A 26,176-nucleotide genomic window follows, 5' to 3' on the forward strand; every position below is an offset into this window, starting at 1 on the left:
CGTCCGCTCCCTCTGGGGGGATGCCGGCCGGGCTGGTCGCGCTCGCGCTCGGCGGTTTCGGTATCGGCCTGACGGAGTTCGTGATCGCGGGGCTGCTGCCACAGGTGGCCCGGAGCCTCGCCGTGTCGGAGGCCGCGGCGGGCCGGCTGATATCCTGTTACGCCCTGACCGTCGCGGTGGGCGCGATAGCGCTGACGGCCGCGACGGCGGGACTGCCCCGCAAGCCGGTCCTCATCGGCCTGGTGGTGCTGTTCGTCCTCGGCAACCTCATCTCGGCCCTCGCGCCGGACTACCCCGTGATGATGCTGGGACGGGTGATCGCCGCCCTGTGCCACGGCTCGTTCTTCGGCATCGGCTCCCTCGTCGCCCGCCGCCTGGTCCCACCGGAACGGGCCTCGCGGGCGGTGGCGGTGATGTTCGCGGGCCTGACGGTGGCGAACGTGCTCGGAGTCCCCTTCGGCGCGTTGGTCGGCGAACGCTGGGGCTGGCGGGCGACGTTCTGGGCGATCACGGGGATCGGGGTCGCGGCGGCGGTGGCGACAGCGGCGCTGGTGCCGGGCTGGGCGGGAAAGGCAGCCGGGCCGGGGGGCTCCCTGAGAGGGCAGCTACGGGCAATGCGCTCCCGCCAGGTCTGGCTGACCCTCACCGCGACCGCCCTCGGCTACGGCGGCATGTTCGGCGCCTTCACCTACCTCGCCTACACCTTCACCGAGGTCACCGGCTTCTCGGACACGGACGTGGCCTGGCTGCTGGTCGTCTACGGCAGCGGGCTGGTCGTCGGCAACCTGGCGGGCGGCCGCGCGGCGGACCACGATCGCGACCTGACACTGATCATCTCCCTGGCCGCACTGGGGGCCACTCTCGCCCTGTTCGGCCTGCTGGCAGGCAGCCCGGCCGCCTCCGTGGTCCTGGTCTTCCTCATGGGGGTGTTCGGCTTCGCCCAGGTCCCCGGCATGATCACCCGCGTCACGGACCACGCTCACGGGGTCCCTCTGGCGGCGAGCGCGAACGTATCGGCGTCCAATGTGGGCAATGCGGTGGGGGCGTGGCTGGGAGGGGTCGCGATCAGTGCGGGACTTGGCTATACGGCTCCGCTGTACGTAGGGGCGGGGACAGTGGCGGCGGGGCTGGGGACGATGGTGTGGGCGTCGAGCGGGCGTACCGAGCACGTCACGTGATCCCCACCCTTTGACCAGCACATACCTCTTCTTCGCCACGGATGGGCAGTACGGTTTCCCTCATGCGCCCCGACACGCCTGCCGAGAACGTCGACCACACCGCCGAAGCGGCCCGCCTGGAGCGAACCGCCGGCCTGTACCCCGAGGACGCCGAGGCCCTGCTCCTCCAGGCCGCGGCCCATCTGGAACTGTCCGGCGACCGCCCCGCCGCGACCACGCTCTACGACCGCCTGCTGTCGTCCCAGGCGGGCCTGGAGAACCCCTACCTGGTACGAGCCCTCAAGGCCTCGAACCTCTGGGAGTACGGCCACGAGGCCGAGGCCCGAGCGATCATCGACGGCGTCCGCGCCGGGGCCCCGCGCGACCCGGCCCCCTGGGTGATCGTGGCGGAGTCCCTGGAGGCCCACGACGAGCTGGAGGCGGCCCAGGAGACGTTCACGGAGGGCGCGCGTCTGCTCCTGACGGACGTGGAAGAGCCCCCGTACTCGACGCATCCGCTGCTGTTCGGCCGCCACAGGGTGCGCCGGATGCTGGGCGTCGCCCACGACGAGTGGGACACCATTGCGGACCTGCTCCACTCGTCCCCGGTCTCGTTGGACGAGCTGCACGACCCGAAGCGGGTGTGGTCCCTGGGCTCGGACAACCCGGCGGAACTGGCGGCGGAGATCTCCCGACTGCGGGCGGAGTTGGGGACGTATCGGGAGGCTTTGTCCCGTCCGTTCCCCGTGGCGGTGCTGCACTGGCCGGCTGGGGAGCTGTCGGAACTGGTGGAGGCGTACCCGACGCTGGCGACGGAGTACCCCTCCCATGAGGAGCACCTGGCGACGATAGAGGGGTCACTGAGGGAACTGGCGGCGAGCGGGACTCCGAACCTGGGGATCGTCACCGGGACGGTGCCTTCTTATGAAGCCTTCGCGGCTTCCGAGATGGCTTCACCGGGCGAGGCGGAGTTGCTGCCGCAGTATGCGACGACGTTGGCGGCACGGGGGAAGGCTGTGGAGTGGCCGCCGCAGCGGGGGGCGGTCTGCTGGTGCGGTTCGGGACGGGTCTACGAGGGGTGCCACGGCGCGTAGCCGTATCGGCCACCGGGCCGCCCGTCAGCCGCCTTCACGCTCGTCGAAGCGGCGCCGGGCGGCCTCGATGCGCTGGAAGTACTGATACGTCCACACACACATCCCATCAACAGTCGCCAGCAGCCCCTGCCCCGCCTCGGTGAGGGTGTACTCCACCCGCGGCGGAACGGTCGGATACACCCGCCGCTCGACGAGCCCATTGCGCTCCATCATGCGCAGATTCTGGGTGAGCATCTTGTGACTGACGCCCTCGACTTCGTTCCGCAACTCGCTGAATCGCAAGGTGCGTTCACCAAGAGCCTCGATGATCAGCAACGCCCACTTGTTGGCGACGTCGGAAAAGATCTCCCGACCGAGTGAGTCGGCGCGCCGCAGATCCGCATCGGCATCCGCTTCCTCGCCCAAACCCCTGACCTGCTTGGTCACCATAAGGTTCCCCAGTCACTGAAAAGTGCGTTCTTCCACGTCAGCGCTCACTCTCCTACGGTTCCCAAGTAACCACAAGCGAGCGCGGCGCACAGGAGAAGAACAGCATGCCCATCACCCTGGTGAACCCGGCCGGACTGCCCAAGATCGACGTCTACAGCCAGATGTCGATCGCGACCGGCTCGAAACTCATCCACATAGCCGGCCAGGTCGCCTGGAACGCAGAGGGCACCACCATCTGCAAAGCCGACCTCGCCGCCCAGGTAGAACAGTGCTACCTCAACATCGCCACGGCCCTATCCGAGGCCGGCGCCTCCTTCACCGACGTAGCAAAGCTGACCTTCTACGTCGTCGACTGGACCCCGGACAAGATGCCCGCGCTGCTGGAGGGGGCGTCCCGGGCGTCCGCAAAGTTGGGGGCCACTCCGACTCCGCCAACCACTCTGCTGGGGGTTGCGGCGCTGGATGTCCCGGAGCATCTGGTGGAAATTGAGGCGACGGCGGTTCTCGACTGAACCCCGACCCAGCGCCAGCCGCTAAACCAACTAGGCGCCCCTCGAACTGCTGACGCGCCCACGCCCCCGGTCAACAGCCCAGCCCACGGCACTCCTGCCCTCCTTGAAACCCGCTTCCCCGGGCCGCCCTCGCGCTTCCAACCCGCGCTGGAGCGGCCTGTGTCAAGGGGCGGCCGCAAGCCGATCGCCGCAGGCGACGCGACCGAAGGGAGCGCCATTGACGCAGGCCGTGGAGGCACGACCCTGCAAAGAAGCGGGTGGCCCTACGGGGGCTGTGCAGGGAGACGATGTTGGCAACGTCCTCTTCGGAAGACGTGACTCACATGACCGCGGCAACCTGAGCCTACTAGGCTCTGCTGTGTGTCCGAAGATCCCGAGTGGCAACGACCAGAGGGCTCCTGGGCTTCCTCCGCAGCTCGCCGTCGCAACATGCAGGCGATCCGCAGCCGTGACACAAAGCCCGAGAAGCTGATTCGACGGCTGGTCCATGCTCAGGGACTGAGGTACCGCGTCGCGGCACGCCCCCTGCCAGATCTTCGCCGGACAGCAGACATGGTCTTTCGCCCGGCAAAGGTGGCGGTCTTCATTGACGGTTGCTATTGGCACGGATGCCCTGAGCACTACGTCCCACCGAAGACGAATCCTGGCTACTGGTCGGAGAAAGTCCTCCGCAACATGAAGCGTGATCGCGACACGGATCAGCGCCTTCAGGAGGCGGGATGGCTGGTCCTTCGCTTCTGGGAACACGAAACAGCGGAAGAGTGCTCCCTCACCGTCTGCGAGGCCGTCTCCAAGAGAAGGGCGCAACAGGGTAAGAGCTCGCCTTGAAGCGGGCGACCCGTCAGCACCCGACCGGAATGCTCCCCACGGCGATGTAAGAGTCCAGGCCACCGGCTCTCTCCCCCTCCCCTACGCTGTCTCTAGCGAGCACAGCGGCATGAGCGGCATCTGTGGGGGATGTCGTCTGGCTGGGCTCGTTTCAAGACACAGCGGGTGCTGGCGATGTAGCCGCGACCGCGCGGAATACTGGGGGCAAGGTGGCGGTCGAGCGCACAAACCGCGACGTCCGGACACTCATCACGCAGGTCGCAGCCGGAGAGATCATGCTCCCTGAGATCCAGCGTGGATACGTGTGGAAAGCATCGCAGGTCGCCAGGCTCATCGAGTCGCTGTATCGCGGATACCCGGCCGGCTCGCTCCTCTTCTGGAAGACCGGCCAGCTTGCCGAAACCCGAGGGGCCGCGATCGGCATGCCCCAAGCTCTACCAAGCGTCATGCCTCTGTACCTGCTCGACGGCCAGCAACGACTCACTTCCCTCTTCCGCGTCCTCACCGATCATCCAGACGCCCAGGTTGTCTTCAACATCGAGACAGAGGCCTTCCAGAACCAGAGTGCCGCCACTCGCCGTAATAAGAAGTGGATCAAGGTCTACGACGTTGTTGGCCCTGACTCCGACATGTTCGCAATCCATGGCGAACTGAAGGGGGTCGGCCTGGCGATCCCCGACTCTGAGATCGGGCGTCGTCTGAACTCACTGCAGAAGATCACGCAGCGCGACTTCCACATGGAAGTGCTGCACGACTTCGAATACGAGGAAGTCGCTGACATCTTCGTCCGCGTGAACAGCGGTGGCCGGGCCTTGAAGACCACCGATCTTGCGCTTGCAACACTCTCCGCGCGGGCCCCCGGTTTCCTGGGGCAGTTGGAAGCAGAATCAGCCCGCTGGGCCGAGCGCGGGTACGGGGCCCTCGACGTCAACTTCCTTATCAAGGCTCTGACCTTGAGCTTGTCGACCACAGGCAAGCGACTGGCGTCCGTGGCCAAGTTGACCGCTGCCAGCACGGAGACAGTCGAAGCCGGATGGGAGCAGGTGCAACGAGGACTTGCCCGGGTCGTTCCTCTACTTCAGGAGAGGCTCCTTATCCCAACTACGGCCCTGGTTCCGTCACTCGCCGCAATGCATGCGCTGATCCTCTACTACGGACGGACCCCAGAAGGCACAGAGATCCCCGACGAGGTGGAGAACGGCCTGCTGTATTGGTTCCTGGCGGCTACTGCCCGCAACCGGTACGGCGGCGCTTCGGATACGGCGCTGACACAGGACATCAGGATGCTTGATGCTGATAGCCCTGTGGCGGCGTTGCTCTCCAATCTTGGTATCCGTGAAGACGGCATCTCCGTAACCGCCAGCGACTTGGCAGGACGAAACCACCAGAGCCCTTACCTGATGTTCTGTTATCTCACCGCTGCCCATGCTGGCGCCACAGACTGGTGGGACGGTGGGCCGATCTCGGGGGGAGTCGACAGGTCTGGCAAACCTCAGTACAGCCTTGTGCATCCCGCCACGAAACTGCGTACCCATGGCAGCAAGTACTCGTCCGCGGAGATCAACGAACTCGCGAACATCGTGTTCGTCTCCGAGCAGACGGCCAAGAACATCATCGGTAGTCGTTCCCCGGATGCCTACATGCCGAGCGTCGGTGCCAGCGACCGCGCTGCGCACTCGATCCCCAACGATCCGGCCGCACTCGAACCCGAGGGCTACCGGCAGTTCCTTGCCGCCCGCAGAACTCTGCTGGCGGAACGGATCACAGCACTCCTAGACCAGTATCGGCCTGATTTCCTAGCCAAGGACATCAGGGCAGCGACCACCCGGACGCCACAGTCGCTCGTACTGGCCGGATATGCCGGAGCCGGCCGGAGCGTGCTGGTGGCGGAAGCAGAAGTAGATGGGCGGAGTTGGGTCAGCTGGATCGACCCCGGGGACTTCGAAGCAGCACTCGACGCCGCCGCCACTGGTCTCGCCAGCGACGTGCCCGTCGGCGACGAGACGGCGCCGCTGCGCGTCGACGACGAAGGCAGTGTGACCTTCGTCCTCGGTCCGTTCACCATCCGAGGTTCACTCGATCAATGGCGGACAGCGGTCAAGGACGCATTCGTGGTAGCGCAGGCTTTGTCAGAGTGCCCAGAGCCCAACGACGAACAATGGCCCGCGGAACCCTCGGAGTTCCTGCTCTCGGACGCTGGAGTGCATGCCTAAGGGACAGGTTGCCCTCTGAGCACTTCAGGCGCTGTTTCCGCGAGTACCGGAGCGATGCTCGGAATGCCCGGCACAGGTACCTCGGGGGGTATATCGAGCCGACATGATTCCCAGCGCCCCCGTGGCGTGCGGTCTGAGGGAACATGGTCCGCAATCCAGTCTTTCGGCACCGCGGCAACTGCCGTCAACTTCAGTTCCGGAGTGAGCCGGACAGTTACGAGTTCCCAAGCCGGGTCACGCAACATGGTCTCGTACTCGTTGCGCGAGATATACACGGTGAGGCGTCCCACGCGCACTGTGGTCTTCACTTCCAGATGGGCGGAGTGCTGGTAGGCATCCACAAAGATGTCGTAGCCGTAACCATCGGACCACGCCGCTACATGCTCAACCCGTCCTTCCGCCGACTCGGACAACAACTCAAGGAGCGCTAGTTCACCCGCTGAACCAATCCGTGATCGTTGTTCTGTGTCTACCTTTCCCCAGACAGTATTCACCTGCGCATACGCCTCTTCTGGTGTGAGACCAAGGGTCTCGGCCGTGCGCAGCGCGTCTTCGGGGAGCTCGTCTGGCCTTCGTACGAGCAAGTCAGCGTCTTGGAACCATGGCACTCCGCTACGAGCCATCGCAGCGTCAAAGACTCTGCAGTTCAAGGGCACACCACTGTGCACCTCGTCAAGGAGCCCTGTTTCCCGGATCCAGGTGTACGCCGCGTCGTACTGGGTTGGAGTGAGATCGCTGAAGTCCCTGTGCGTAGTGAACAGAGCACGGACCCGCGCGACTCCGCTGGCTGGCAGTCGCTCCAGCCAGCGGACAGCCGCACGCAGGACCGGCTCAGGCGGCACGGGCACGGAGGTGACCCATCAACGCCTGAAGATCTCGGTGGTCCAAGCCGCCGCCAACGGCCGGTACTTCCTCAAGGTCGGCCAGTTGCTGGACAGCGGGATCGTCGAGGATTCCTCCCATGAACTTCAGCTTGTCGCTTAGCCGTTGATCGACGATTTCGTCGATTGTTCCCTCAGAAGCAAGCACGGTAATCCGTGTCTCCGTCTCCGGAGCAAGACCGAGACGGTGAATCCGGTCGAGGCTCTGGAGGAAGCGGCCGGCCGCGAAGTCTCGGTCTACGTAAACAGCGTCATGGCAGTGATGGTGGAGGCTAATTCCCTCACCCAGAGTGCCCGGGTTTGACAGGAGAACCATACAGTCCGGGTCATGACGGAAGCGTTTGATCGCTGCCTCACGGTCCGCGTCATCCATGGCGCCGTAGACCAAGGCAGGCGAGAACTCGCTCAGCATGCGCTGCAGCGTGTTGAGGCTCCGCACAAAAGTGGACCAGACAAGTGTCTTCCGTCCTTGGGACGCGTTGCGGCTGATGATGGCTAGAACTTCGCGGTACTTCGGCGACATCTCATAATTCGGAAGGTCCCGCATCAAATCAAAGAGCGGCGTGCCCTCAGGTACGGAGAGCGGAGGCACTTGGTATGACAGCGGTTCATGGCGTGTGGTGCCAACGGCGAGCAACGCCGGGCTGGTTGCCGCCATCAACATGTAGACGATGACCTTGCCGAGAGCGAGGAAGTCTCCCTCGGAACCAGCAGCGCGGGCGGAGAACCGCCCGACTAGTGCCTCGTAGACCTCCTGATGCAGGGGCGGCATCGGCACAGTCGTCAAGTTCGTTGACACGGGGGGCAGGTCAAGTTCGCCCTTGGTGGTGCGAGTAAAGAGGGGGCGAAGAACCTGGCTCGCCGCGGCGAGGTCTCCCCCGGCCACAGCCTGGATCACCTTCTGGCGCCCGTGGCCAGGCCATACGAAGCCGAAGAGGTTCTCCAGGTCCTTCACGCCGTTCGGAGCTGGCGTCCCAGTGAGGATCAGCCGGTGCCTGCTACGGGGCCCGAGGGCTAGGCAGGCAGCACCATCTGTGCCGTCGGCCCCGCGCTTCATTCGGTGGGCTTCATCAAGCAGGAGCATGGACGGTCGCGCCGCCAGCCACTGGCCAAGTTCATTCACGACGCCGTCCTGACGCAAGCGCTCATAGTTCACGATGAGCGCGTCAGCACCTGGATCCGCGTTCTTGGAGAATACGTCCATACTCAGCGGGTCACTCAGACACTTCTGGTTCTCGTACTTCCAAGATTCGTAGCAGGACTTGGGCCCAACGATGAGAAGTCGCTCAATTCCCTTGTTTTGCCGCAAACTGTGGAAGACAGCAAGGCCTACCCGGGTCTTGCCTGCGCCGGGAACTGAGAAATTGGCACCGTGACGCAGGGACAGCAATTTGGCAATATCGCGGCGCTGGAACATGGTCAGATCCGCTACCCAGTCCTGGCCAAGCAGAGTGCCGACTTCCTCGGGATCGACTTCTCCGTCTGAAGCTGCCGCCGGATCAAGGCGTTTCGCGACGGTCTGCGCATCGATGGCGGAGTCTCTAGCCAGCGCCGCCAGTTGAGGGTCCCAAGCGACGCTGTTGGGCTCAGGCCAACTGGCAAGCGCCACCAAGTTGGTCAGGAGGTCGTCAATCTCAACCTCCATGGTTCCTGGCGAGCGCTGCACACTGCTCTGGAAACGAAGAGCGAGTCGCCGAAGCTCACCTTCGTAGTCAGCTCCAGCTCGAAGACGCGCGCGGGTTACGCCATCGCCGAAGCCGATCTCCAGGCTGGGCGCTGAAGACAGCTCCCCCATCAGTTCTCCCGGGTCGCGTCGAGCAGCCAGGCGACCCCGTCACCAGGAGAGGTGAACGTACGACCTGCCTGCTTGGCGAGGCGGGCAAGGCTGGACTTCAGCGTAAGCAGCGCATCGTCGAAGGCATCCTCGTCGAGCGCCCGCTTGGCCCTGGCTTCGGCAAACTCCGCGGCGCATTGATTGACGTAATCAGCCGCGTCGGTCAGGCGCGCGGGGACAGCCACCTGGCGCTTCTGGAGCTCAGCATTCGCCCCTGCCATCTTCACGGCAACATCGAAGGTCTTGCGGGCCGTCTTGATGAGTGCATCGGCTTGAGTCACAGTTGCGGGGTCCAGCTTGTCGCCGGCCTGTGCGGTGGCCTTCGCCTGGAGCAAGGCATCCGTCAGAGCTCGAGTGGTCTTCACCGCCGCCGTAGCATCGGGGATCGCTACACCTTCGAGGCCTGGAATCGACACAGCAGCGGACTCCTGGGCCGCAGGCCGCAGTTCAGTCGGCAGGCGCTCTTCGAGGTAACGGCTGTGGAAGTCAGACTCCGCGAGGCGGACAGTGGTCTTCGCATAGTTCAGCACCACCATGGCCAGACGCGACTCCTTGAGCTGTTCGGCAGCGTCCGGGTCAGTCTTGGCAAGCTTCGTGTAGTCGCGGTGAAGCTCGCGCAGCTTCTCCTGGTGGTCCTCGAAGTCGACTAGCCGCAGAACAGCGCCGTTCGTGGTCTGGCTACGGTCAATCGCATCGTTGATCAACTGGTAGACCCAGCGGTCTTGCTGAAGCGTGGTCTTCTTGATGTTGAAGTCACGAGCGACGTCCTCTTCACGGCGGCCGTCCGCAAGCTCGTCTTCGATCGCGATGAGACGGTTGATGTACGAGTACTCGCGGCGCTTGTCGCGGCGGAGCTGCAGCGCAAGCTCGACGCTGTTGATATCGCGGCGGGATGTATCAGGGGGTAGCACACCCACGCGGATGTCCCGGATGCCCAGGTCCTTCAGCGCGGCACAGCGGGTGTTTCCATCGACGAGGATGCCGTCAGGGCTGATGATCCCCGGCTCCCGCTGGCCGACGTCATCCAGCTCGTCCTGCAACGCCACGTAGTCCGGGTCAGTCTGATTAGGGTTCGAGGGTCGGCACCGCAACAGGTCATGCAGATACGTTTGTGCGGGTTCACTCCACGGCTCTTCCTCCAGAACCAGGTTGCGCTCCGGGTCCAGCGTGCGCTGCGCGCGAATGCGGTGGGTGTCGGGGTTGAAGTAGAGCATGTCGACCGGCATGGAGATCACATGCAGGTGCTTCTGCTCACCGCGCCACTCCACGGTGATCTTCGCACCGTCCTCGGCCATGGCCTGCTTCAGCCGCTCGTCCACCAGCGAGCGAATCTTCTCACCCTCGGGCGGGACGCCGAACTTCACAGCCATAACCAGAGCCTCCAAGCGACCAGACGCAGCGTGCCCCAGCATCATTGCAGGACCCACTGACAGCGCGTGTGCCGATAATCCACAATCAACGTCTCGATCACTTGGAGAACGGAGCACGACGTGACGCTGCCCGCCTGGGATGACCCTGAGCTCAAGGCCGGAACGATGGTCCGCGGAGCTCTCTGGCTTGTCCAAGTGGTCGGCGAGGGGAACACCTTCAACAAGGAACGTATCCGCGAGGCCTTCCCTGGGGTCTCGCAGGCGGACCGGCGCATCCGCGATCTTCGCGACTACGGCTGGGTCATGCTCACCAACGCCGAGGACGCGACGCTGACATCCGAGGACCAGCGCTTTGAGAAGGCCGGCGTGCCGGTCTGGGATCCGGTGGCCCGACGCGCCGCAGCGCCGCAGAAGGCTGTCTCCAGCAAGGAGAAGCAGGCTGCCATGGCCAGGGATCACTACATGTGCACTGTCTGCGGCATTTCTGGAGGCGAGTCCTACCACGACGACTCCAACCAAACCGCTGTGCTGTCCGCCACCCGGCGCAAGACGATCATGCCTGACGGCAGCGAGGAAACCCTCCTGGTGACAGAGTGCAAGCGCTGCCGGTCCGGCTCTGACGGAGGCATCGCGCGTGCTGACGAAGCCCTGGCCGAAATCAGGGGTCTTGGCCCCGAAGAGCAGCGGCGTCTCCTCCGGTGGATGGAGCGGGGGCGCCGGGGCACAACACCTCTGGATCGCGCCTGGAACGCCTACCGGCGGCTCCCTGCCGATGCCCGAGACGAACTCAGGTCAGCTCTTCAAGGCTGAGGAACGGCTGCCTGCTGCCGCGCCCAGAGGCAGTCGCGTCTGACGTTGTCACTGAGGCGCCGTAGACTGCAAAATCTTCGCACCTTACGCGCCCATAGCCCTCGTCCGCTGGTCTGCGGCTAGGGTGCTGCCGGGTTCACGTAGAGCGGGACACCTGTTACGTATGTGGGGCGAGCACTACCGGTGCTCCCCCTGCGCTGGCTCAGCCGGCGCTTGGAAGGAGATCACAATGTCGGCGGCGGAGCACGAGCAGACACTCGAAGTGATCGAGATCTGCGCCGGCGCTGGCGGTCAGTCATTCGGACTGCATCAGGCTGGATTCACCCATCTCCTCGCTGTTGAGTTGGACAAACACGCAGCTCACACGTTGGACCAGAACCTGCGCAGGGTTCTGAAGAAAGATGGCGTGGACGTACCAGACGATCTCGTTAGGGTCGGCGATGTCGCAGACCCCAACGTCTGGGATCCGGACTCCTACAAGGACAGGGAAATCGCTCTCTTGGCAGGAGGCGTTCCCTGCCCTCCATTCAGCATCGCCGGAAAACAGCTGGGCTCTGGCGATGAGCGAGACCTGTTTGCCTGGGCTATCGAGCTGTGTGGCCGCGTAAGGCCTAAGGCTCTACTGCTAGAAAATGTACGCGGCCTCAGCGCCAAGAGGTTCTCGGGATACAGGCAAGCAGTTCTTGACAAGCTGCATGAATTCGGCTACATCGCGACCTGGCAGCTTCTTCATGCTTCACACTTCGGAGTTCCTCAGCTCAGGCCACGGTTTGTTCTTGTCGCACTTCTCCCTGAATATGCCGAGTATTTCCAATGGCCTCAAGGAAACCCTGACGGAGCTCCTACCGTCGGGCAGACGCTTGTTGATCTCATGGGCGCGAACGGCTGGGGTGACGAAGAGGTAGAGGCCTGGGTGGAAAAAGCCAACGACATCGCTCCCACGATCGTCGGCGGTTCGAAGAAGCACGGTGGAGCCGATCTCGGACCGACCCGGGCCAAGAGAGCCTGGGCCGAGCTGGGAGTTGACGCGATGGGCGTTGCTAACGATGCCCCCAAGGCAGGTTTCAAACCCGTCAACGGTGCTACTGGCCCGAAGCTCACGACCCAGATGGTCGCCAGGATTCAGGGGTGGCACGGCGAGTTCGCCGACTGGGAATTCCTTGGGCTCAAAACGTCGGTATACCGTCAGATCGGCAACGCTTTCCCCCCTCCTGTCGCCAAAGCCCTTGGGGAAGCTATCAGAGACGCCCTCCTCCAGAAGGGAGAGCCGCGCCCCATCGTTGAGACGTCCAACACAGTCCACGACCCCGTGTACAAGCTGCTGCGGCAGCAGTCCCGTCCGCTTACGGTCGAGCAGATCATTACCAGACTCGCAAAAACTGGCGTGTCTATGGATCAGCCCGAGGTGGAGCGACGCTTGAACCACTTGGGGCATGACTTCGAGCTGGAGAAGGTAGAGCGAAAGTCGGGTGAACTCGCCTACAGCCTAGGGCAGTTCAAGGCATTCGTTGGCCAGGATGACCACCAGCGCCATGACTTGTTCACCCAATACCGCGCAAAGATCAGCTAAGACCTCAGCGGAGCTCGCTGTCTGCTGCAATGCCGATCCTTGAGGAGCTGCGCATTTTTCGCGACCGGTCATCGGGCAGGAAGCCATGCCCTGAACGCGGAACCCTGCAAGTCATGAGGACCGTCAAGAGCCTCGCCGGAACGCGTTCGAGTGTCATGCGGAATCCGCCGATACGGATGACCAACGCGGGCACGCTGCGCTCAGGCTGGGTGGCGCTGCGGTCGCTCTTCATCTCATGACCCTCCGTCAATTCACCGCACAGTAAGGCTATAGAGGCCGATCGATCGGCTTCTCCAGCATGCCAGCGCATGCAAAGGAGTGCACTCGGGGCAACCGCCGGAGCAAAAGGCGGCACTCGGTGCCACCAATTCACCGACGCCCGCCCAGAGCTCTGGTCCATTGAGATCCCTGCCAGCTGGAATTTCGCCAGGCTGTCTGCCGACCTTCATCGCATGGCCCTGCGTCGCGCCGAGTCTGGCGGACCGTCGCGCAGGCGAAGTCGGGCGTTCCCCCGCGACTAGATCACGGAGGCGGATCGCGCCTGGGTGATCGGACACCACGACGGTCCCGCACTACCGCACCAGGTCGACCTCCGATCCGGGCTCCCCAGCAACGATTTCGCAGCGCCGACGGCATGGGCGACCACCCTGGATTAGCCGGTCGACAGCGCCTGCGACGTGGTACCGCACGATCATTGCGAGACAGTTCTCAGCCCCGACGTGCACACCTTCATTGAAGGTGATCACAATCGTCGCCCTGCAGACTCGCTCCCCTCCTCTTCCGGTGACGGCTGGCGCTCCTGCGTCGGCTTGTCGCTCGCACGCCAGATAGCCCGCAGACGACGCAAGGCGGCAATGGCCCGCTCCGCCTTGGTGACCAAGACGGGAACCTGGTCCAGTACGTAGCTCACCACGACGATGACGCCCCCGAGCGCCGACAACGCGGCAGCGGCCCAGCCAACGCTTTCCATCGGTATCGCCTTACCTCCCTGGTCTGCCGTAAGGTTTCTGCCGGACGTTGCCGAACGCTGTCGGCAGCATGATCGGGCAGGGCCGACGGTACACTAGTTCGAGCCGTCACCGCCACGAGTTGGGACGGCGCCAAATAAAAGCGGGCCGGACAGGAGGAAGCGATGACAGAGGAGCGCCCCGTGCGGCGGTCATCGAAGGTGAAGGTCGCCGAGTTCCTGGCGGCTGTAGGGGAAGGCAACGTCTTCACCAAGCTCCAGCTATTCGATGGAGTCCCTGGCGTGGCCCAGGCTGATCGCCGTATGCGTGACCTGCGCGAACTGGGCTGGCGGATCGACAACTACAAGACCGATCCCCGCCTCCAGCCAGACGAATACCGGCTGTCGGAGATCGGAACCCGTATCGATCTAGGGGAACAGCCGAAGGAAGCTCCGCGGCCGCGGATACCCGCCGTCCGTCGGCGTGAAGCTCTCGAACGGGCGGACTTCGCCTGCCAGACATGCGGCATGCAGGCTGCCGAGCCCTACCCCGACGACGAGGATCAACGGGCAGTGCTCAGCGTTCACTTCGTTGATCCGACGCCGCCCGTAGACACCGAGTTGGCGAACCTCCGCGTGGAGTGCCAACGGTGCAATGCCGGATCGAGGGGGAGCAGGAGGATACTCCCGGCTCCAGACGAGGTGCTGGCGCGAGCGTTCAGCCTAAGCAGCCGCGAGGAGAAGCGTCGGCTGTACCTGCTCATGAAGTCCGGTCACCGGGAGCGGGACGAGGTGGATAGGATCTTTGCCGACTGGCTGCGGTTGGGCCGCGACGACAAGGTGAACGTGATGTTGCAGCTTGCGGGTGCGTTGATCGAGGAAGACTGACCTCTTCGCGCTCTGTCACGGTATCTGGTGATGCCAGATACCGTGACAGAGCGAAGACGCCCACAACCGATCAAGGACACAGTCAGGCTGCGTCCGCTTCCGCCTCGTAGTGCATCTGAGCACGGTCGAGAAAATCGTCCGGATCATGACCGCGTGCAGCGGTCCAGTGAAGCAAGTCCGCGATCAGCTCGACCGCCGACTCTTCAAGCCCCGCCTCCCGGCTGCTGCCCAGCAGACAAAGACCTCGGCTGCTCCCCTGATAGTTCTCAAGCGCTTCGGCAGCCCGCTCGATGCGTCGGCAGGTACGTCCGGCACTGATCGGGATCTCGCACCAAACCGCCTTACCAGCCGCGGTCAGCAGCGTGCCCCAGTCCGCCGACAGGGCCGCGAGCAGATGCAGGCCTCGACCGCACTCAGCATCACAATTCGCTGTGCCGGGCGATGGCACCGCCTGGCTCTTGTCGTGCACCTCGAGGCGGAGACGCTCTCCTCGCCACTCAAGGATCAGACTGGCGGGCGCGCCCTCGCCGACGTGCTTGACGACGTTCGTTGCCAGCTCGGTGACAAGCAGTTCTGCTTCGTCGGCGGGCACCGGCATTCCCCATCGGCGCAACTGCGTGAGGGCGGCTCTCCGCAGTAAGCGCACTTCCGCCGGCGCCGCCTCAAAGGGCAGGACACAGCGGAGTCGGGGTTCGGTGACTTCGTAGCCAGGCATGTGGGCCACTCCTCCCTCCCAAGCCACACAATGCTGCGCCTGCCGTGTCCGTACGGCTGCACTGCGTAGCGGTCTGAGAGCGAGGATGACACAGAGAAATCTCACTGTGTAACTTCTCACGAGAATCTATCGGGTGAATCTGGCGTGGGAGCGCTGCACAACTGCCTAGCCTGATGGGGATATCCGGGCCTGCCGCCCGGCACATGGCGAAGGAGCCGCATGCCCGAACGGACCACAACCCGTCGTCGCCAACTGGGCGCAACGATGCGCAAGTTGCGTGCCCGAAAGGGCCTGACACTTGAGGAGGCCGGGCAGCTCGTCGGCGTATCCAAGGCGACGGTCAGCAGGTACGAAACCCAGTCCGGGCCCGTCAAGTGGATCGTCATCGATGCGCTGTGCCGCGAATACGGCGCAACCGAATCTGAGCGCAACGCGGTTGTCGGACTCGCCAAGGATGCCAAGCAGCAAGGCTGGTGGAGTTCCTTCGCCGACGACATTCCAGAGAGCATGAACCTTCTGCTCACCCTTGAGGACGAGGCCGTGCGCGAGAGCCACTTCTCGTGTGTCTACGTCCCTGGTCTCCTGCAAACGCGCGCCTACACCTCCGCGCTGCAGAAGGCCAACGAAGTACCCCTGGAGCAGGCAGAGATCGAGAGGCTCGTCGACATCCGGATGAAGCGGCAAGACATCCTCACCCGCCCGAAGCCGCTGAACCTGTGGGCGATCCTCGACGAGTCCGTGCTCCGCCGCGTCGTCGGATCACCGGCAACGATGAGGGAGCAGCTCGACCGTCTCCTCGAAGCGAACGAGTCACCTCACATAACGCTTCAGGTGCTTCCCTTCTCCAAGGGCGCCCATGGGGCTGCACTCGGAAGCTTCGTCATCATCGGGAGCACGGAGCCGGCGCTCGACGTCGTGTACGTCGACTTCCACACCGGCTCCCTCTTCCTGGAGAAGGACGAGGAACTGGAACGATACAGACTTGCGTTCGAGTACCTGCGCGCACAAGCGTTGGACATGGAAGCGTCCTCAGCCATGATCCACCGCGCCCGCAAGGAGCTGTAGATGTCCATCGGCCTCCAGCCTGTCTCCGAGCCCGCCTGGTTCAAGTCGTCATACAGCGGCGCCAACACGACCGAATGCGTCGAGGCCGCCTTCGTGTCGTCCGGAGTGCTCGTGCGGGACTCCAAGCGCCCTAGCCACCAACACCTCACGGTTTCTGCGAAAGCCTGGGACAGCTTCTTGGCGGTTGCTTCGACCGACGGCGGGGAGCTGAAGTCCGCGAGTCGCGGCTCGAGCCGGTCTCGCGTCCGTTGATGCACAAGATCACTAGTGGGCGTGAGAGGAACGTGAGATGACCGGTGCAGCCACCGGCTAGCTCTATCTTGTCCGGCACGGCGAGGCACTACCGGACGAGAGCGGGATAACAGAGGCTGGCCGACGGCAAGCCACACTGCTCGGCCAACGCCTACGGGACATTCCCTTCACAGCTGTTCACTACGGTCCTCTGCCGCGTGCAGAACAGACCGCACGCCTGATCGGCGACCAACTGAAAAGCGTTCCTCTGCACGTCTCGGAAGTCGCCGGTGACTACGTGCCTACATACCTGAAAAGAAGAGCTACCGGCCGGATCAGCAGACTTCTATCTCCGCCTCCTCGCTGAAGCCACCGACTAGGAGCGGAAGCACGAATCTGCGCTGGCCCGCCAAGCTCTGGATCTGTTCACCTGGGCGGTGGAGGCCGAAGAGGACCGGCACGAACTTGTCGTCACCCACAACTTCCTGATCGCCTGGCTCGTCCGGGACGCCATGCATGCACCGAAGTGGCGTTGGCTCGGCCTCAACCACTGCAACGCGGCACTCACGGTCATCCGCTACGCGCCCGGTCGGTCCGCCTCCATCCTCGTCTCCAACGACATGCGGCACCTGCACACCGATCTGCGCTGGACGGGATTTCCCCCCGAACAGCACATCTGAAGTCGACCGTCAGGCCATGGCTCGTCGCGCCAAGCGAAGGGCATCGACGAGCATGGCCCTTCAGAGCACCCTGGCCGGGAGGATGAGACTCCGGGTGGCTGGAAGATGCGGTTGCTAGCACCCCTGGCAAGTTCCGGCAAGTTCCTGTCCGTTGCAGGCGCCCTTACGGCACGCTCTGGCATACAGATCACGCCCATGACGGAGGTCGGCAGCATGACCCTGCGCAAGCTCGGCAAGGATCCTGAGAGCCCCAGCGGGGGCTCCCCCACGGTGTATCTGGACGACGAGAAGAACACCTACCTTGTTCAAGGCTGGAAGGTGCTGGACGACGAGCGACTGGGCCAGATGGACATCCCCAGCCACGAGTCCGTCGTGGAGATCCCTCGACGCATGGTTCAGTTCTTCTTGGAGGTACAGCGTGAGCACGGTTCCGACGTTTGAGGAACTGTTCCGCGACTGCCGGGAGTCGGCGGTGCACCTGGAGATGCGGGACTCCTACATGCAGTCGGACCCGTCCTACGTCGACTGGGCCGCTGGCGTTGCCATCGACCCGGCAGAGAGGTGGGCCGACTGGTTGGCCCTGGTCACGGAGGCGACAGGCCGGGGCGTGAAGGTCCGCCGTGCGCGCATCGTGTCGGAACCCGTGAGCAAGTACATCCGGTTCGAGCACGAGGTGACGAACGGCCTGAACATCGCCGCAGGCGAAGAAGTGCGCTGGCTTCCTCGGCGAAGGGCCACCGGCATAGCCTTGCCCGGCAACGACTTCTGGCTGTTCGACTCATCCCTGCTGCTGGTGAACCACTTCGATGGCGAGGGCGAATGGCTGGACCCCGAGCTCAGCACAGATCCCCAGGAGATCAAACTGTGCGCAAGTGCCTTTGAAGGAGTCTGGGATCTGGGCATCCCGCACGCCGACTACCAACTCGCCTGATCGGTAGGGGAAGAGGCCTGCGTCAACATCATGTCGTCCCCTTCCTCAAGCGTTCACGAAGCCCGAAAGGCTCTCGGCAAGCGCCTGCGCGAAATCCGGCTCGACGCCGGCCTGACCGCGCGGGCGTTGGCCGTCCTCGCCGACTGGCACGAATCCAAATGCTCCCGATATGAGAGCGGCGCTCGCAGCCCCTCGGAAGCTGATCTCCGGGCATGGGCGCTGCATTGCGGCGTGCCACACATTGCCGACGATCTCGTGACGACCGCGCGCGGCATCGACGGCATGTACGTGGAGTGGCGGCGCATGGAGCGGTCTGGGCTGCGACGTGCACAAGAGTCAGTGGTCCCGCTCTGGGAACGCACCCGCCGCTTCCGCATCTACTCGTCCTGGCTCATTCCGGGCCCCGTGCAGACCGGCCCGTACATCGAAGCTCTACTGAAGTCGATCCGCGATCGCAGGCAGTTGGCCGACGACGTGGAAGAAGCGGTACGTGTCCGCCTCGACAAACAGCACGTCATCCATGAGGGCAACCACAGCTTCGCGATCGTCTTGGAGGAGGCCGCCCTGCGGTACCGCATCGGCGGCCCCGAGGTCATGGCAGGGCAGCTCGGCCACTTGCTGACCGCCGCTTCCCTCCCTTCGGTTTCCCTCGGAATCATCCCGCTGACAGCCGATCGGTCACAGATCTGGCCTGTGGAAGGGTTCTTCCTGTACGACGCGGAAGTGACCAACGTCGAGCTCGTCTCCGCGCACCTGACTGTCACGCAGGCCCATGAGATCAACCTGTACGCGCAGACCTTCACGGCACTCTCGAAGTTGGCTGTCTACGGCTCGGCAGCCCGCGAGCTGATCACGTCGGCCATCGACTCTCTGGGGTGATCGTCGGCAAGTTCTGGCACGTTTATTGAGGGCACTTCTCCACGCTTCGTAGCGTCATTGTCACGGAAAGCAGCTACGAGGAGTGAGCAGCCGTGGCAAGCAAGGCGAGAGCACAGCTCAGGGAAGCGATGGCACTCTTCGGGTACGAAGGGCACCTGGTCGTCTCCAAGAACAGCGATGAGCCGCCGGGCAACAGCACAGGGGCAACAGCCCTTGATCCGCACTTTGCTGTGGCCACAGGGCAGAACGGAAGTCCTCCGCTGCACTACGCGGCAGGCAGCACCAGTGCTGGGGACCGAGGTGACTTGCAGCGCCTGCAAGGATCCGGATCAGCCCATCCTCGGCAGCTGCCGTGCTGACGGCGGCGGACATGGACAGACTGATCGCTGAATGGCTCGCCCGGGCGCATCCGGTACCGCAGCGGGCCCGCGCGGAGTGGTCGGCGCGAGGGGTCGCCTTACTCCCGCTGGGCGGCCTCTTCGCAGCGGTTCGGCTGCCGGGCGAACTCGTATACGCCGCCGTCAGCAGCGAAGACGCCTGCCAAGTGGCCTCCACCCTGGATGCGTTGCTGCAAGGCCCCATCATCCACGATCACCGGTCCACGGGAGCCACTTACTACGCCTTGATCAACTGGGGTGCGGGCGTGATCCAGCAGATAGACCAGTACGAGGATGCGCCCTGCTTGGGTACGGGCACCTACCTCGGTGTCCCTCGCATCGACCGTCGAGAACCGCCCGGAACCTACTGGGCAGTGCCGCCGCGATACGACGGTGATCTCTGCCGCCCCGGAGCTGTGCGCTCCCTTGTCGCCAATGGCCGACGAAAGCTGGCGCTGCACGCCACCGCCTGACCGTGGCTCTTACGGAATTTCGCTGCCGTATCGGAAGCGGTCAGACCCACGCACTCGTTCGGCGGCGAAAGCAGAATCCCTCCCCCCGAGCTTCGACAGGCATTCGGCACTCAGGGAGAGGGCTACCCGAAGGTCCTCCAACTGTGAGGTGATTCCGTGCTCTGTACAACCCCGTCAAGTCCGGATCGGAACGCAACGGAGGCGACACGATGACCACCACCGTCGCCACCGCAACGCGTACCGGTCGCTCCCTCGTCACCGACCCCGACTTCGACATGCTCACCGCCTTCTGCGCTGACGAGTACGGCCTCGAACGCGGCGTCGCCGACCGCGTCATGGACCAGGCCCTCGCCCTGGTCCATGTGATGGGCTCGACCGGCGAGGGCGCCACCATGGCCCCCTCCCAGCAGGTCGATCCCGGGTGGCACACGCTCATCCTGCACACCGACTGGTACGCCAACTGGTGCCAGGAGCAGTTCGGTTACTTCCTGCACCACCAGCCCAACAGCAAGACCCGCACCCGCGGCCTGATGACGAAAGTCGTCGGGAAGATCCGCGCGGCCGGCTTCGAGGTCGACGAACGGCTATGGGGTACGGCGGCCGACTGCAACCCGCCCGCCTGCTGCGGCGACGGCCCCTGCTGCTGAGCGCACTCCCCTGACCTCCCCCACAGGGCGGGCCGGCCTTCCCCAGGTCGGCCCGCCCGCTCCCCCCGCGCCAGATCGGATCCTGCCCGTGCCCCTGACCGAGCTGACCGCGACCAGCCGCGTGACGGTCTTCCCGCTCGAAAAGCTCACCGTCGCCTACACGACTCAGTCCAGTGACGAGCGCAGCCTGGGCGACATCGGACTCGTCACTGTCGTCCACGCAGACGGTGACGAACTCGGCCACGACGGCGACGAGTTGTGGCAGCTCGCGCGAGACCTTGGCGGGCGTACGACCGGCGGTGACCAGGCCCGGTGGATCCTCATCCAGGCCGGCCGCGCCCGGATGGTCAGCGCCTACAGCGACCTGCCGGACGCGACCTGGACGGCGTACATCCGCCGACGCTTCGCCCTCGACGCACTGTTCGCCAACCACGACGTCCTGATGACCGGCCGGATCGAGCTGCCGGCCCCCGCCTACAGCTCCCGCCGCGCAGCGACGAGGTCCAAGGCCGCGCCGACGAACCACCGAGGCGGCCGCGGCGGCACACCCACCGGCGCCCCCTGACCCCGCACGTCAGCGACGCACCAGCACCGCGTGCGTGACCGTCGATGAGCTGACCAGCTCGGACACCCGGTAGCCGTCGATCCCGTCGCCCAGATTGTCGAGCAGCCGCTCCCCGCGCCCGATGAGCATCGGCGCGATCGCCAGGTGGAGCTCGTCGATCAGCCCGGCGCGCAGATACTGCTGGATGACCGCCGCGCCGCCGCCGATCCGGACGTCTTTGCCGCCCGCGGCGTCGAACGCGCGCTGGAGCACCGTGTCCAGCTGCTCGTCGGTGAAGTGGAAGGTCGTTCCGCCGGCCATCTCCAGCGTCGGGCGCAGATGGTGGGTGTGTACGAAAACGTCGTGGTGATAGGGCGGATTGTCGCCCCACCAGCCCTTCCAGGACTCGTCCTCCCACGGCCCGCGCTGCGGCCCGAACATGTTCCGTCCCATGATCGTGGCGCCGATGTTCTGATCGCCGCGGGTGAAGTAGTCGACATCGATTCCGGTCTTGCCCGCGGCGGCATCTTCCGCCGCGGAGACGAACCAGCCATGCAGCTCGTCACCCCAGCCGACGCCGTCACCGAAGGGGGCGTCCAGTCGCTGGTTCGCGCCGGCCACGAAGCCGTCGAGGGAGATCGTCACGTTGTGTACGCGGACCTTGGGCATGGCCTTCACCTCTCGTGTTGATGGCCTTCTCTCACCCCTGCGTCGAACAGAGCCCGCCTGGATCGACATCCCCGCGCAGAATCTTTCGGCGGGCCGTACCGGTACTCAGCACCGCGCCCCTGTACCGAGTGCGCGGCGCGGGTGGGGCGACTCCGAGGAATAGCAAGCCCGCGCCGCTTCGAGTATCTGCACGTACAGGGCCGGTGAGCGGCGTGGTCGGCCGTGACAGGTGTCGGACCGGCGGTCAGCCGCGCACGTGCAGCCCGAACCCCGTGCGGCCCGCGGGCTCCAGGCCCTCCTTCAGGTGCAGCGAGGGGATCTCGTAGTCGCCGAAGTTCTGCCGTCGGAAGGGGATCGGTTCGGTCGAGTCCAGGGTGAGCAGGCGCTGTTCCCAGGCCTTGGCGACGTCCGGGTAGTCCTCGTCGGTCATCCGGTCGGCGCCGTACAGCACGAACGGCGGCAGCACCTCGATGCCCGGGTAGTAGAGGATGCCGTGGTGGATCGGGAAGAGGAGGTCGTCGATGGGGCCGTTGATGCCGCGGGCGGAGTAATGCGACTCCGGTCCGCCGGCGGTCACCGACAGCAGAGCCCTCCGGCCGGCGAGGGTGCCTTCGCCGAAGCGCTCGCCGTACCTGGTGTCGCTGTGCTCGCCGACGCCGTACGCGAAGTGGTAGGTGAACACCCGGTCCACCCAGCCCTTGAGGATCGCGGGCATCGTGTACCACCACAGCGGGAACTGGAAGATGATGGTGTCGGCCCACAGCAGCTTCTCCTGCTCGGCGCGTACGTCCGGGGTGAGCGTTCCCGCGTCGAAGGCCCGGCCCGAGTCGAGCGCGACCTTCAGCGGACTTGAGGCGTGGGGGCCGTAGTCCGCGGCGTCCACGACCGCCTTCCAGTTCATCGCGTACAGATCGCTCACCCGTACCTCGTGCCCGGCTCTCTCCAATGTGGACACCGCGAGGTTCTTCAGCGAGCTGTTGAGCGACTTCGGCTCCGGGTGGGCGTAGACGATCAGCGTCTTCATGGGAACTCCTTCGGATCGGATGCCTTCGATCCTGGGTGCCGCGACGCCCGGCGTTCAGGGGCTCCTCTTCCGTCGGACTGGACTTCCTGGTATCGGCAGGACCACCCTTACGGGCAACTCCGAGGCCATACTGGGGACATGGACGATCTTGCGGGCTTCCTGCGGACCCGGCGTTCCCGGGTCGACCCGGCGGCCGCCGGTATCCCCACCGACAGCCGCCGCCGGGTCGAGGGGCTGCGCCGCGAGGAGGTCGCGCACCTGTCCGGAGTCAGCGTCGACTACTACGTACGCCTTGAGCAGGGCCGCGCGACCCAGCCCTCCGAGCAGGTTCTCGACGCTCTCGCCCGCGTACTCGGCCTCGACGAGACCGAACGCGAGCACCTCTACCGGCTCGCCCGGCAGCGCCGCCGCCGCGCCAAGGCACCGGGCGGGCGGATCCGGCCGGAGCTGCTACGGGTTCTCGACCTGGTCGCCGACGCACCCGCACTGATCGTGAACCACCGCCTGGACGTGCTCGCGGGGAACCGCCTCGCCAGGCTCCTCTACGGCCGGCCGATGCCGGGCCTGAACACCGCGCGGCACATCTTCCTCGAGGAGGCCGAGCGCGGTCTGTACGCGGACTGGGAGCAGTGCACGCTCGACGTGGTCGGGCATCTGCGCCTGGCCGCCGGTAAGTATCCAGAGGACTCCCGACTGGCCTCGCTCATCGGCGAGTTGGCGATGGGCAGCGAGCGCTTCCGCCGCCTGTGGGCCCGCGCGGACGTGCGCGCCCGCACACATGGACGCAAGGCGTACCGGCACCCGCTGGTCGGACTGCTGGAACTGCACCAGGAGAACTTCGCACTACCGGACGAGTCGGGTGTGGAGCTGCTGGTGCTGTCCGCGGACCCCGGCAGCCCCGCCGCGGACGGGCTGCGCCTGCTCGCGGGCCTGGGCGCGGACAGCGGTGACGCGCACAGCAGTGACACGCACAGCAGTGACACGCATCCCACAGGGAACGCTCAGATCCGCGAGTGACTCACCGACGCCCGTCCACCGCCGGGAACGTCACCTGTCATGGTGGGTGTGGCCGCTTTCGGCTCCAGCCCGGCGACCCGGTCCGACAACGACCTGCGCAAGAACTGCGGCACGTATCGTCCGTAGGAGGGCGAATGACGCAAACCCCGCATGAGAAGTACCCGCCCGAGGGCAAGTCTCTGGGCCACGGCCCCGACTACGGGTCGAAGACACCGATCACCTACTCCACTGAGACTCCTGAGGTACGCAAGCTGTGGTGGCGGATTCGCGCAGCGGTGAAGTGGCCGCAAAGGGCGCGCCGCCAGACGCGGTGACGCACCACCAGGCAGAGTCACCCGCCGAAGTCCCGTCACCCGAGGTGAAACCCTCAGTACCGCACTCGTGCAGCACCTTGCGGGGCGGCCCTCAGCGCCGCTCCTGAACGAGCTTCACGCGGTGCCCCTCGGGATCGCGCAGCCAGGCGTATCGAAGACGTCCGTCCGGTGAGTCGGTCGGGCTCGTCACGGGTTCGCCTCCTGCGTCGAGTGCCGTCCGGTGCAGGCCATCGACGTCGTCGCACCACAACACGACCTCGGTGTTCTCCCCGGGAATTGTGGCGATGCCGAAGAGTTCGGCGCCCACGCGGGCCGAGCTGAAGCCGATCCGCACTCCTGCAGCATCCACCTCGACCTGGTGCGGCTCGCCGTCCGGCGGAAAGCGGAAGCGCTCGGGCATCCCGAGGCGGCGGAAGAAAGCAGCGCAGCGTTCCACGTCGTCGCACCACAGATTCACCTGAACAGCTGCGAACTCCGCCATGCTCACACGCTACTCCGGCAGCTTCTGCCTTCGGGTGACGTGGTGGTGGCCGGGAGGGGTAAGTGAGCCGGGGCCGTGCGGAACCAGCGGCCACACCACTTCGGTGCCCCCGAAACGCCGCATGGACGGCGTACATCCGCCGACGCTTCGCACTCGACACCCTCTTCGCAAACCACAACGTCCTGATGACCGGCCGGATCGAGCCGCCTCACCTCTGACCTGGAGATACCCGAGAGCGCAGGCCTCCACCGGGGCCCGCACGCACGCCATCTCCCACTCACTCCAAGATCCTGCTGCACCAGGGAAGTTGAAGCCGCCCGGTTTCAGCCTGCGAAGGTTTCTGCTCGCGAATCGTGCGAGAGGTATTGACGCCGTTCATGGGTTCCCTATGATCCGGTTGCTCGACACTTCGATCCTTGTTCGACATAGCGAACATGCACCGCACTGCATCGACAGTCCGCACAGCCCCAGTCGGGGCCAACCGGAACCGCTTGCTCGAGGATTACGAGGTCTCCATGCGCACAAGACATTTCAGCCGCAGACATCCGTCTGCGGTGCTCGCCGCCGCGGTCGCGGTCCTGGTCTCGTTGGCGGCGCTGCTCGTCGCCGGCCCGGCTCAGGCCGCCACCAGCGGCGCCTTACGCGGCGTCGGCTCCGGCCGGTGTCTCGATGTGCCGGGCGCCGGCCAGGCCGACGGCACGCTCCTGCAGATCTGGGACTGCACGGGCGGGACCAACCAGCAGTGGACGCTGACGGACAGCAACCAGCTGACCGTGTACGGGAACAAGTGCCTGGACGTCCCGGGCCACGCCACCGCGGCCGGGACCAAGGTGGAGATCTGGTCCTGCAACGGCGGCACGAACCAGCAGTGGCGCGTGAACTCCGACGGCACGGTCGTCGGCGTGGAGTCCGGGCTGTGCCTGGACGTGTCGGGCGGCGCCACGGCCAACGGCACGGCGGTGCAGCTCTGGAACTGCACCGGCGCCGGCAACCAGAAGTGGACCGGCCTGTCCGGCACGGGCAGCACGTGTTCGCTTCCGTCGACGTACCGGTGGAGCTCGACCGGTCCGTTGGCGCAGCCGGCGAACGGGTGGGTCTCGCTGAAGGACTTCACCAACGTGACGTACAACGGCAAGCATCTGGTCTACAGCTCGACCGTCAACCAATCCGGGTCATACGGTTCGATGGGCTTCGCCCCCTTCGCGAACTGGTCCGACATGGCGTCGGCCGGCCAGACCGGGATGAACCAGGGCACGGTCGCTCCCACCCTGTTCTACTTCGCGCCCAAGAACATCTGGGTACTGGCGTCCCAGTGGGGTCAGTGGCCCTTCTTCTACCGCACCTCCAGCGACCCCACCAACCCCAACAGCTGGTCCGCGCCGCAGGCGCTGTTCACCGGCAGCCTCCCCGGCGGCGCCGCCCCGATCGACCAGACCCTGATCGGCGACGGCCAGAACATGTACCTGTTCTTCGCCGGTGACAACGGCAGCATCTACCGGGCAAGCATGCCGATCGGGAACTTCCCGGGCAACTTCGGCTCGTCGTACACCACGGTCATGAGCGACACGGTGAAGAACCTGTTCGAGGCGCCGCAGGT

General features: G+C 65.1%; 29 protein-coding genes and 1 pseudogene. 21 read left to right on the forward strand and 9 right to left on the reverse strand.

The window, feature by feature from the left end; all coding sequences use genetic code 11:
- Positions 1–20: 20 nt before the first annotated feature.
- Positions 21–1,178 (forward strand): MFS transporter, encoded by a 1,158-nt coding sequence (locus ACWDAG_RS20625; RefSeq protein ID WP_450697031.1) that lies wholly within the window; start codon positions 21–23, stop codon positions 1,176–1,178.
- Positions 1,179–1,240: 62 nt separating this feature from the next.
- The gene (locus ACWDAG_RS20630; RefSeq protein ID WP_450697032.1) at positions 1,241–2,251 is read left to right on the forward strand and encodes a hypothetical protein; all 1,011 of its coding nucleotides are present in this window, start codon (positions 1,241–1,243) and stop codon (positions 2,249–2,251) included.
- Positions 2,252–2,275: 24 nt separating this feature from the next.
- Here ACWDAG_RS20630 and ACWDAG_RS20635 read toward each other — a convergent pair whose 3' ends face one another.
- Complete coding sequence (locus ACWDAG_RS20635; RefSeq protein WP_450697033.1) at positions 2,276–2,680, reverse strand: winged helix-turn-helix transcriptional regulator; 405 nt, start codon at positions 2,678–2,680, stop codon at positions 2,276–2,278.
- 104 nt (positions 2,681–2,784) lie between these two features.
- On the opposite strand from ACWDAG_RS20635, the gene ACWDAG_RS20640 reads away from it, so the two are divergent.
- From ACWDAG_RS20640 to ACWDAG_RS20650, 3 genes are all read left to right on the forward strand, one after another.
- On the forward strand, positions 2,785–3,192 hold the full coding sequence (locus tag ACWDAG_RS20640; RefSeq protein WP_450697034.1) for a RidA family protein: 408 nt from the start codon (positions 2,785–2,787) through the stop codon (positions 3,190–3,192).
- A gap of 360 nt (positions 3,193–3,552) precedes the next feature.
- A complete protein-coding gene (locus ACWDAG_RS20645) occupies positions 3,553–4,020 on the forward strand; it encodes a very short patch repair endonuclease (protein ID WP_450697035.1) in 468 nt (155 codons plus the stop codon).
- Positions 4,021–4,142: 122 nt separating this feature from the next.
- Positions 4,143–6,233, forward strand: coding sequence for a GmrSD restriction endonuclease domain-containing protein (locus ACWDAG_RS20650; RefSeq protein ID WP_450697036.1), 2,091 nt, complete (start codon positions 4,143–4,145; stop codon positions 6,231–6,233).
- On the opposite strand, the gene ACWDAG_RS20655 is transcribed toward ACWDAG_RS20650, so the two are convergent.
- The 3 genes from ACWDAG_RS20655 to ACWDAG_RS20665 form a co-directional block, all read right to left on the reverse strand.
- A complete protein-coding gene (locus ACWDAG_RS20655) occupies positions 6,230–6,856 on the reverse strand; it encodes a protein NO VEIN domain-containing protein (protein WP_450697065.1) in 627 nt (208 codons plus the stop codon). The two genes, ACWDAG_RS20650 and ACWDAG_RS20655, sit on opposite strands and share 4 nt — an antisense overlap.
- 208 nt (positions 6,857–7,064) lie before the next feature.
- The gene (locus ACWDAG_RS20660) at positions 7,065–8,909 is read right to left on the reverse strand and encodes a DEAD/DEAH box helicase (protein WP_450697037.1); all 1,845 of its coding nucleotides are present in this window, start codon (positions 8,907–8,909) and stop codon (positions 7,065–7,067) included.
- The gene (locus tag ACWDAG_RS20665; RefSeq protein ID WP_450697038.1) at positions 8,909–10,318 is read right to left on the reverse strand and encodes a transcriptional regulator; all 1,410 of its coding nucleotides are present in this window, start codon (positions 10,316–10,318) and stop codon (positions 8,909–8,911) included. Before ACWDAG_RS20665 ends, ACWDAG_RS20660 begins: the two co-directional genes overlap by 1 nt.
- Positions 10,319–10,438: 120 nt before the next feature.
- Between ACWDAG_RS20665 and ACWDAG_RS20670 the strand changes: the two genes are divergently transcribed.
- The 3 genes from ACWDAG_RS20670 to ACWDAG_RS20680 all read left to right on the forward strand — a co-directional run bounded on the left by ACWDAG_RS20670 (position 10,439) and on the right by ACWDAG_RS20680 (position 12,937).
- The gene (locus tag ACWDAG_RS20670) at positions 10,439–11,128 is read left to right on the forward strand and encodes a hypothetical protein (RefSeq protein ID WP_450697039.1); all 690 of its coding nucleotides are present in this window, start codon (positions 10,439–10,441) and stop codon (positions 11,126–11,128) included.
- A 229-nt stretch (positions 11,129–11,357) separates the two neighbouring features.
- Positions 11,358–12,698, forward strand: a complete 1,341-nt coding sequence (locus ACWDAG_RS20675; protein WP_450697040.1) for a DNA cytosine methyltransferase — start codon at positions 11,358–11,360, stop codon at positions 12,696–12,698.
- A 113-nt stretch (positions 12,699–12,811) separates the two neighbouring features.
- Positions 12,812–12,937 carry a hypothetical protein gene (locus ACWDAG_RS20680; protein ID WP_450697041.1) on the forward strand — a complete coding sequence of 42 codons (126 nt, stop codon included), beginning with the start codon at positions 12,812–12,814 and terminating at the stop codon, positions 12,935–12,937.
- 503 nt (positions 12,938–13,440) lie between these two features.
- Here the strand turns inward: ACWDAG_RS20680 and ACWDAG_RS20685 are convergent.
- Complete coding sequence (locus ACWDAG_RS20685; protein ID WP_450697042.1) at positions 13,441–13,668, reverse strand: hypothetical protein; 228 nt, start codon at positions 13,666–13,668, stop codon at positions 13,441–13,443.
- Between the two features lie 162 nt (positions 13,669–13,830).
- On the opposite strand from ACWDAG_RS20685, the gene ACWDAG_RS20690 reads away from it, so the two are divergent.
- Positions 13,831–14,532, forward strand: coding sequence for a hypothetical protein (locus ACWDAG_RS20690; protein WP_450697043.1), 702 nt, complete (start codon positions 13,831–13,833; stop codon positions 14,530–14,532).
- A gap of 82 nt (positions 14,533–14,614) precedes the next feature.
- Here ACWDAG_RS20690 and ACWDAG_RS20695 read toward each other — a convergent pair whose 3' ends face one another.
- Positions 14,615–15,247 carry an ATP-binding protein gene (locus ACWDAG_RS20695; protein WP_450697044.1) on the reverse strand — a complete coding sequence of 211 codons (633 nt, stop codon included), beginning with the start codon at positions 15,245–15,247 and terminating at the stop codon, positions 14,615–14,617.
- A gap of 219 nt (positions 15,248–15,466) precedes the next feature.
- Here ACWDAG_RS20695 and ACWDAG_RS20700 point away from each other — a divergent pair, with 219 nt between their 5' ends.
- The 9 genes and pseudogenes from ACWDAG_RS20700 to ACWDAG_RS20740 all read left to right on the forward strand — a co-directional run bounded on the left by ACWDAG_RS20700 (position 15,467) and on the right by ACWDAG_RS20740 (position 21,095).
- The gene (locus tag ACWDAG_RS20700; protein WP_450697045.1) at positions 15,467–16,312 is read left to right on the forward strand and encodes a helix-turn-helix domain-containing protein; all 846 of its coding nucleotides are present in this window, start codon (positions 15,467–15,469) and stop codon (positions 16,310–16,312) included.
- Positions 16,313–16,564 (forward strand): DUF397 domain-containing protein, encoded by a 252-nt coding sequence (locus ACWDAG_RS20705; protein WP_450697046.1) that lies wholly within the window; start codon positions 16,313–16,315, stop codon positions 16,562–16,564.
- A 37-nt stretch (positions 16,565–16,601) separates the two neighbouring features.
- Positions 16,602–17,223 (forward strand): annotated as a pseudogene (locus tag ACWDAG_RS20710) (histidine phosphatase family protein).
- 213 nt (positions 17,224–17,436) lie between these two features.
- Complete coding sequence (locus tag ACWDAG_RS20715) at positions 17,437–17,664, forward strand: hypothetical protein (protein WP_450697047.1); 228 nt, start codon at positions 17,437–17,439, stop codon at positions 17,662–17,664.
- Positions 17,642–18,154 (forward strand): DUF6879 family protein, encoded by a 513-nt coding sequence (locus ACWDAG_RS20720; RefSeq protein WP_450697048.1) that lies wholly within the window; start codon positions 17,642–17,644, stop codon positions 18,152–18,154. The genes ACWDAG_RS20715 and ACWDAG_RS20720 overlap by 23 nt, the downstream gene beginning before the upstream one ends.
- Positions 18,155–18,184: 30 nt before the next feature.
- Positions 18,185–19,033, forward strand: coding sequence for a helix-turn-helix domain-containing protein (locus ACWDAG_RS20725; RefSeq protein ID WP_450697049.1), 849 nt, complete (start codon positions 18,185–18,187; stop codon positions 19,031–19,033).
- 370 nt (positions 19,034–19,403) lie between these two features.
- Positions 19,404–19,883 carry a hypothetical protein gene (locus tag ACWDAG_RS20730; protein ID WP_450697050.1) on the forward strand — a complete coding sequence of 160 codons (480 nt, stop codon included), beginning with the start codon at positions 19,404–19,406 and terminating at the stop codon, positions 19,881–19,883.
- Between the two features lie 209 nt (positions 19,884–20,092).
- The gene (locus ACWDAG_RS20735; protein WP_450697051.1) at positions 20,093–20,530 is read left to right on the forward strand and encodes a hypothetical protein; all 438 of its coding nucleotides are present in this window, start codon (positions 20,093–20,095) and stop codon (positions 20,528–20,530) included.
- 88 nt (positions 20,531–20,618) lie between these two features.
- The gene (locus ACWDAG_RS20740) at positions 20,619–21,095 is read left to right on the forward strand and encodes a hypothetical protein (RefSeq protein WP_450697052.1); all 477 of its coding nucleotides are present in this window, start codon (positions 20,619–20,621) and stop codon (positions 21,093–21,095) included.
- Between the two features lie 9 nt (positions 21,096–21,104).
- On the opposite strand, the gene ACWDAG_RS20745 is transcribed toward ACWDAG_RS20740, so the two are convergent.
- On the reverse strand, positions 21,105–21,743 hold the full coding sequence (locus ACWDAG_RS20745) for a dihydrofolate reductase family protein (RefSeq protein WP_450697053.1): 639 nt from the start codon (positions 21,741–21,743) through the stop codon (positions 21,105–21,107).
- A 244-nt stretch (positions 21,744–21,987) separates the two neighbouring features.
- The gene (locus tag ACWDAG_RS20750) at positions 21,988–22,767 is read right to left on the reverse strand and encodes an NAD(P)H-dependent oxidoreductase (protein WP_450697054.1); all 780 of its coding nucleotides are present in this window, start codon (positions 22,765–22,767) and stop codon (positions 21,988–21,990) included.
- Between the two features lie 138 nt (positions 22,768–22,905).
- On the opposite strand from ACWDAG_RS20750, the gene ACWDAG_RS20755 reads away from it, so the two are divergent.
- Positions 22,906–23,784 carry a helix-turn-helix transcriptional regulator gene (locus ACWDAG_RS20755; protein WP_450697055.1) on the forward strand — a complete coding sequence of 293 codons (879 nt, stop codon included), beginning with the start codon at positions 22,906–22,908 and terminating at the stop codon, positions 23,782–23,784.
- A 134-nt stretch (positions 23,785–23,918) separates the two neighbouring features.
- Positions 23,919–24,098, forward strand: coding sequence for a hypothetical protein (locus tag ACWDAG_RS20760; protein ID WP_450697056.1), 180 nt, complete (start codon positions 23,919–23,921; stop codon positions 24,096–24,098).
- 91 nt (positions 24,099–24,189) lie between these two features.
- On the opposite strand, the gene ACWDAG_RS20765 is transcribed toward ACWDAG_RS20760, so the two are convergent.
- Positions 24,190–24,579 carry a VOC family protein gene (locus ACWDAG_RS20765; RefSeq protein WP_450697057.1) on the reverse strand — a complete coding sequence of 130 codons (390 nt, stop codon included), beginning with the start codon at positions 24,577–24,579 and terminating at the stop codon, positions 24,190–24,192.
- Positions 24,580–25,094: 515 nt separating this feature from the next.
- On the opposite strand from ACWDAG_RS20765, the gene ACWDAG_RS20770 reads away from it, so the two are divergent.
- Positions 25,095–26,176: non-reducing end alpha-L-arabinofuranosidase family hydrolase (locus ACWDAG_RS20770; protein ID WP_450697058.1), on the forward strand; the 1,082-nt coding region annotated here is incomplete at its 3' end.

The organism is Streptomyces sp. NPDC001157 (assembly GCF_053598255.1).

Bases quoted from the DNA above. Each gene is read 5' to 3' on its own strand.
- ACWDAG_RS20625 (WP_450697031.1), top strand. From the start codon at position 21: ATGCCGGCCGGGCTGGTCGCGCTCGCGCTCGGCGGTTTCGGTATCGGC.
- ACWDAG_RS20660 (WP_450697037.1), bottom strand. From the start codon at position 8,909: ATGGGGGAGCTGTCTTCAGCGCCCAGCCTGGAGATCGGCTTCGGCGAT.
- ACWDAG_RS20685 (WP_450697042.1), bottom strand. From the start codon at position 13,668: ATGGAAAGCGTTGGCTGGGCCGCTGCCGCGTTGTCGGCGCTCGGGGGC.
- ACWDAG_RS20690 (WP_450697043.1), top strand. From the start codon at position 13,831: ATGACAGAGGAGCGCCCCGTGCGGCGGTCATCGAAGGTGAAGGTCGCC.
- ACWDAG_RS20735 (WP_450697051.1), top strand. From the start codon at position 20,093: ATGACCACCACCGTCGCCACCGCAACGCGTACCGGTCGCTCCCTCGTC.
- ACWDAG_RS20730 (WP_450697050.1), top strand. From the start codon at position 19,404: ATGGACAGACTGATCGCTGAATGGCTCGCCCGGGCGCATCCGGTACCG.
- ACWDAG_RS20755 (WP_450697055.1), top strand. From the start codon at position 22,906: ATGGACGATCTTGCGGGCTTCCTGCGGACCCGGCGTTCCCGGGTCGAC.
- ACWDAG_RS20750 (WP_450697054.1), bottom strand. From the start codon at position 22,767: ATGAAGACGCTGATCGTCTACGCCCACCCGGAGCCGAAGTCGCTCAAC.
- ACWDAG_RS20640 (WP_450697034.1), top strand. From the start codon at position 2,785: ATGCCCATCACCCTGGTGAACCCGGCCGGACTGCCCAAGATCGACGTC.
- ACWDAG_RS20695 (WP_450697044.1), bottom strand. From the start codon at position 15,247: ATGCCTGGCTACGAAGTCACCGAACCCCGACTCCGCTGTGTCCTGCCC.
- ACWDAG_RS20745 (WP_450697053.1), bottom strand. From the start codon at position 21,743: ATGCCCAAGGTCCGCGTACACAACGTGACGATCTCCCTCGACGGCTTC.
- ACWDAG_RS20665 (WP_450697038.1), bottom strand. From the start codon at position 10,318: ATGGCTGTGAAGTTCGGCGTCCCGCCCGAGGGTGAGAAGATTCGCTCG.
- ACWDAG_RS20705 (WP_450697046.1), top strand. From the start codon at position 16,313: ATGTCCATCGGCCTCCAGCCTGTCTCCGAGCCCGCCTGGTTCAAGTCG.
- ACWDAG_RS20765 (WP_450697057.1), bottom strand. From the start codon at position 24,579: ATGGCGGAGTTCGCAGCTGTTCAGGTGAATCTGTGGTGCGACGACGTG.
- ACWDAG_RS20700 (WP_450697045.1), top strand. From the start codon at position 15,467: ATGCCCGAACGGACCACAACCCGTCGTCGCCAACTGGGCGCAACGATG.
- ACWDAG_RS20725 (WP_450697049.1), top strand. From the start codon at position 18,185: ATGTCGTCCCCTTCCTCAAGCGTTCACGAAGCCCGAAAGGCTCTCGGC.
- ACWDAG_RS20630 (WP_450697032.1), top strand. From the start codon at position 1,241: ATGCGCCCCGACACGCCTGCCGAGAACGTCGACCACACCGCCGAAGCG.
- ACWDAG_RS20760 (WP_450697056.1), top strand. From the start codon at position 23,919: ATGACGCAAACCCCGCATGAGAAGTACCCGCCCGAGGGCAAGTCTCTG.
- ACWDAG_RS20655 (WP_450697065.1), bottom strand. From the start codon at position 6,856: ATGGCTCGTAGCGGAGTGCCATGGTTCCAAGACGCTGACTTGCTCGTA.
- ACWDAG_RS20715 (WP_450697047.1), top strand. From the start codon at position 17,437: ATGACCCTGCGCAAGCTCGGCAAGGATCCTGAGAGCCCCAGCGGGGGC.
- ACWDAG_RS20635 (WP_450697033.1), bottom strand. From the start codon at position 2,680: ATGGTGACCAAGCAGGTCAGGGGTTTGGGCGAGGAAGCGGATGCCGAT.
- ACWDAG_RS20675 (WP_450697040.1), top strand. From the start codon at position 11,358: ATGTCGGCGGCGGAGCACGAGCAGACACTCGAAGTGATCGAGATCTGC.
- ACWDAG_RS20680 (WP_450697041.1), top strand. From the start codon at position 12,812: ATGAGGACCGTCAAGAGCCTCGCCGGAACGCGTTCGAGTGTCATGCGG.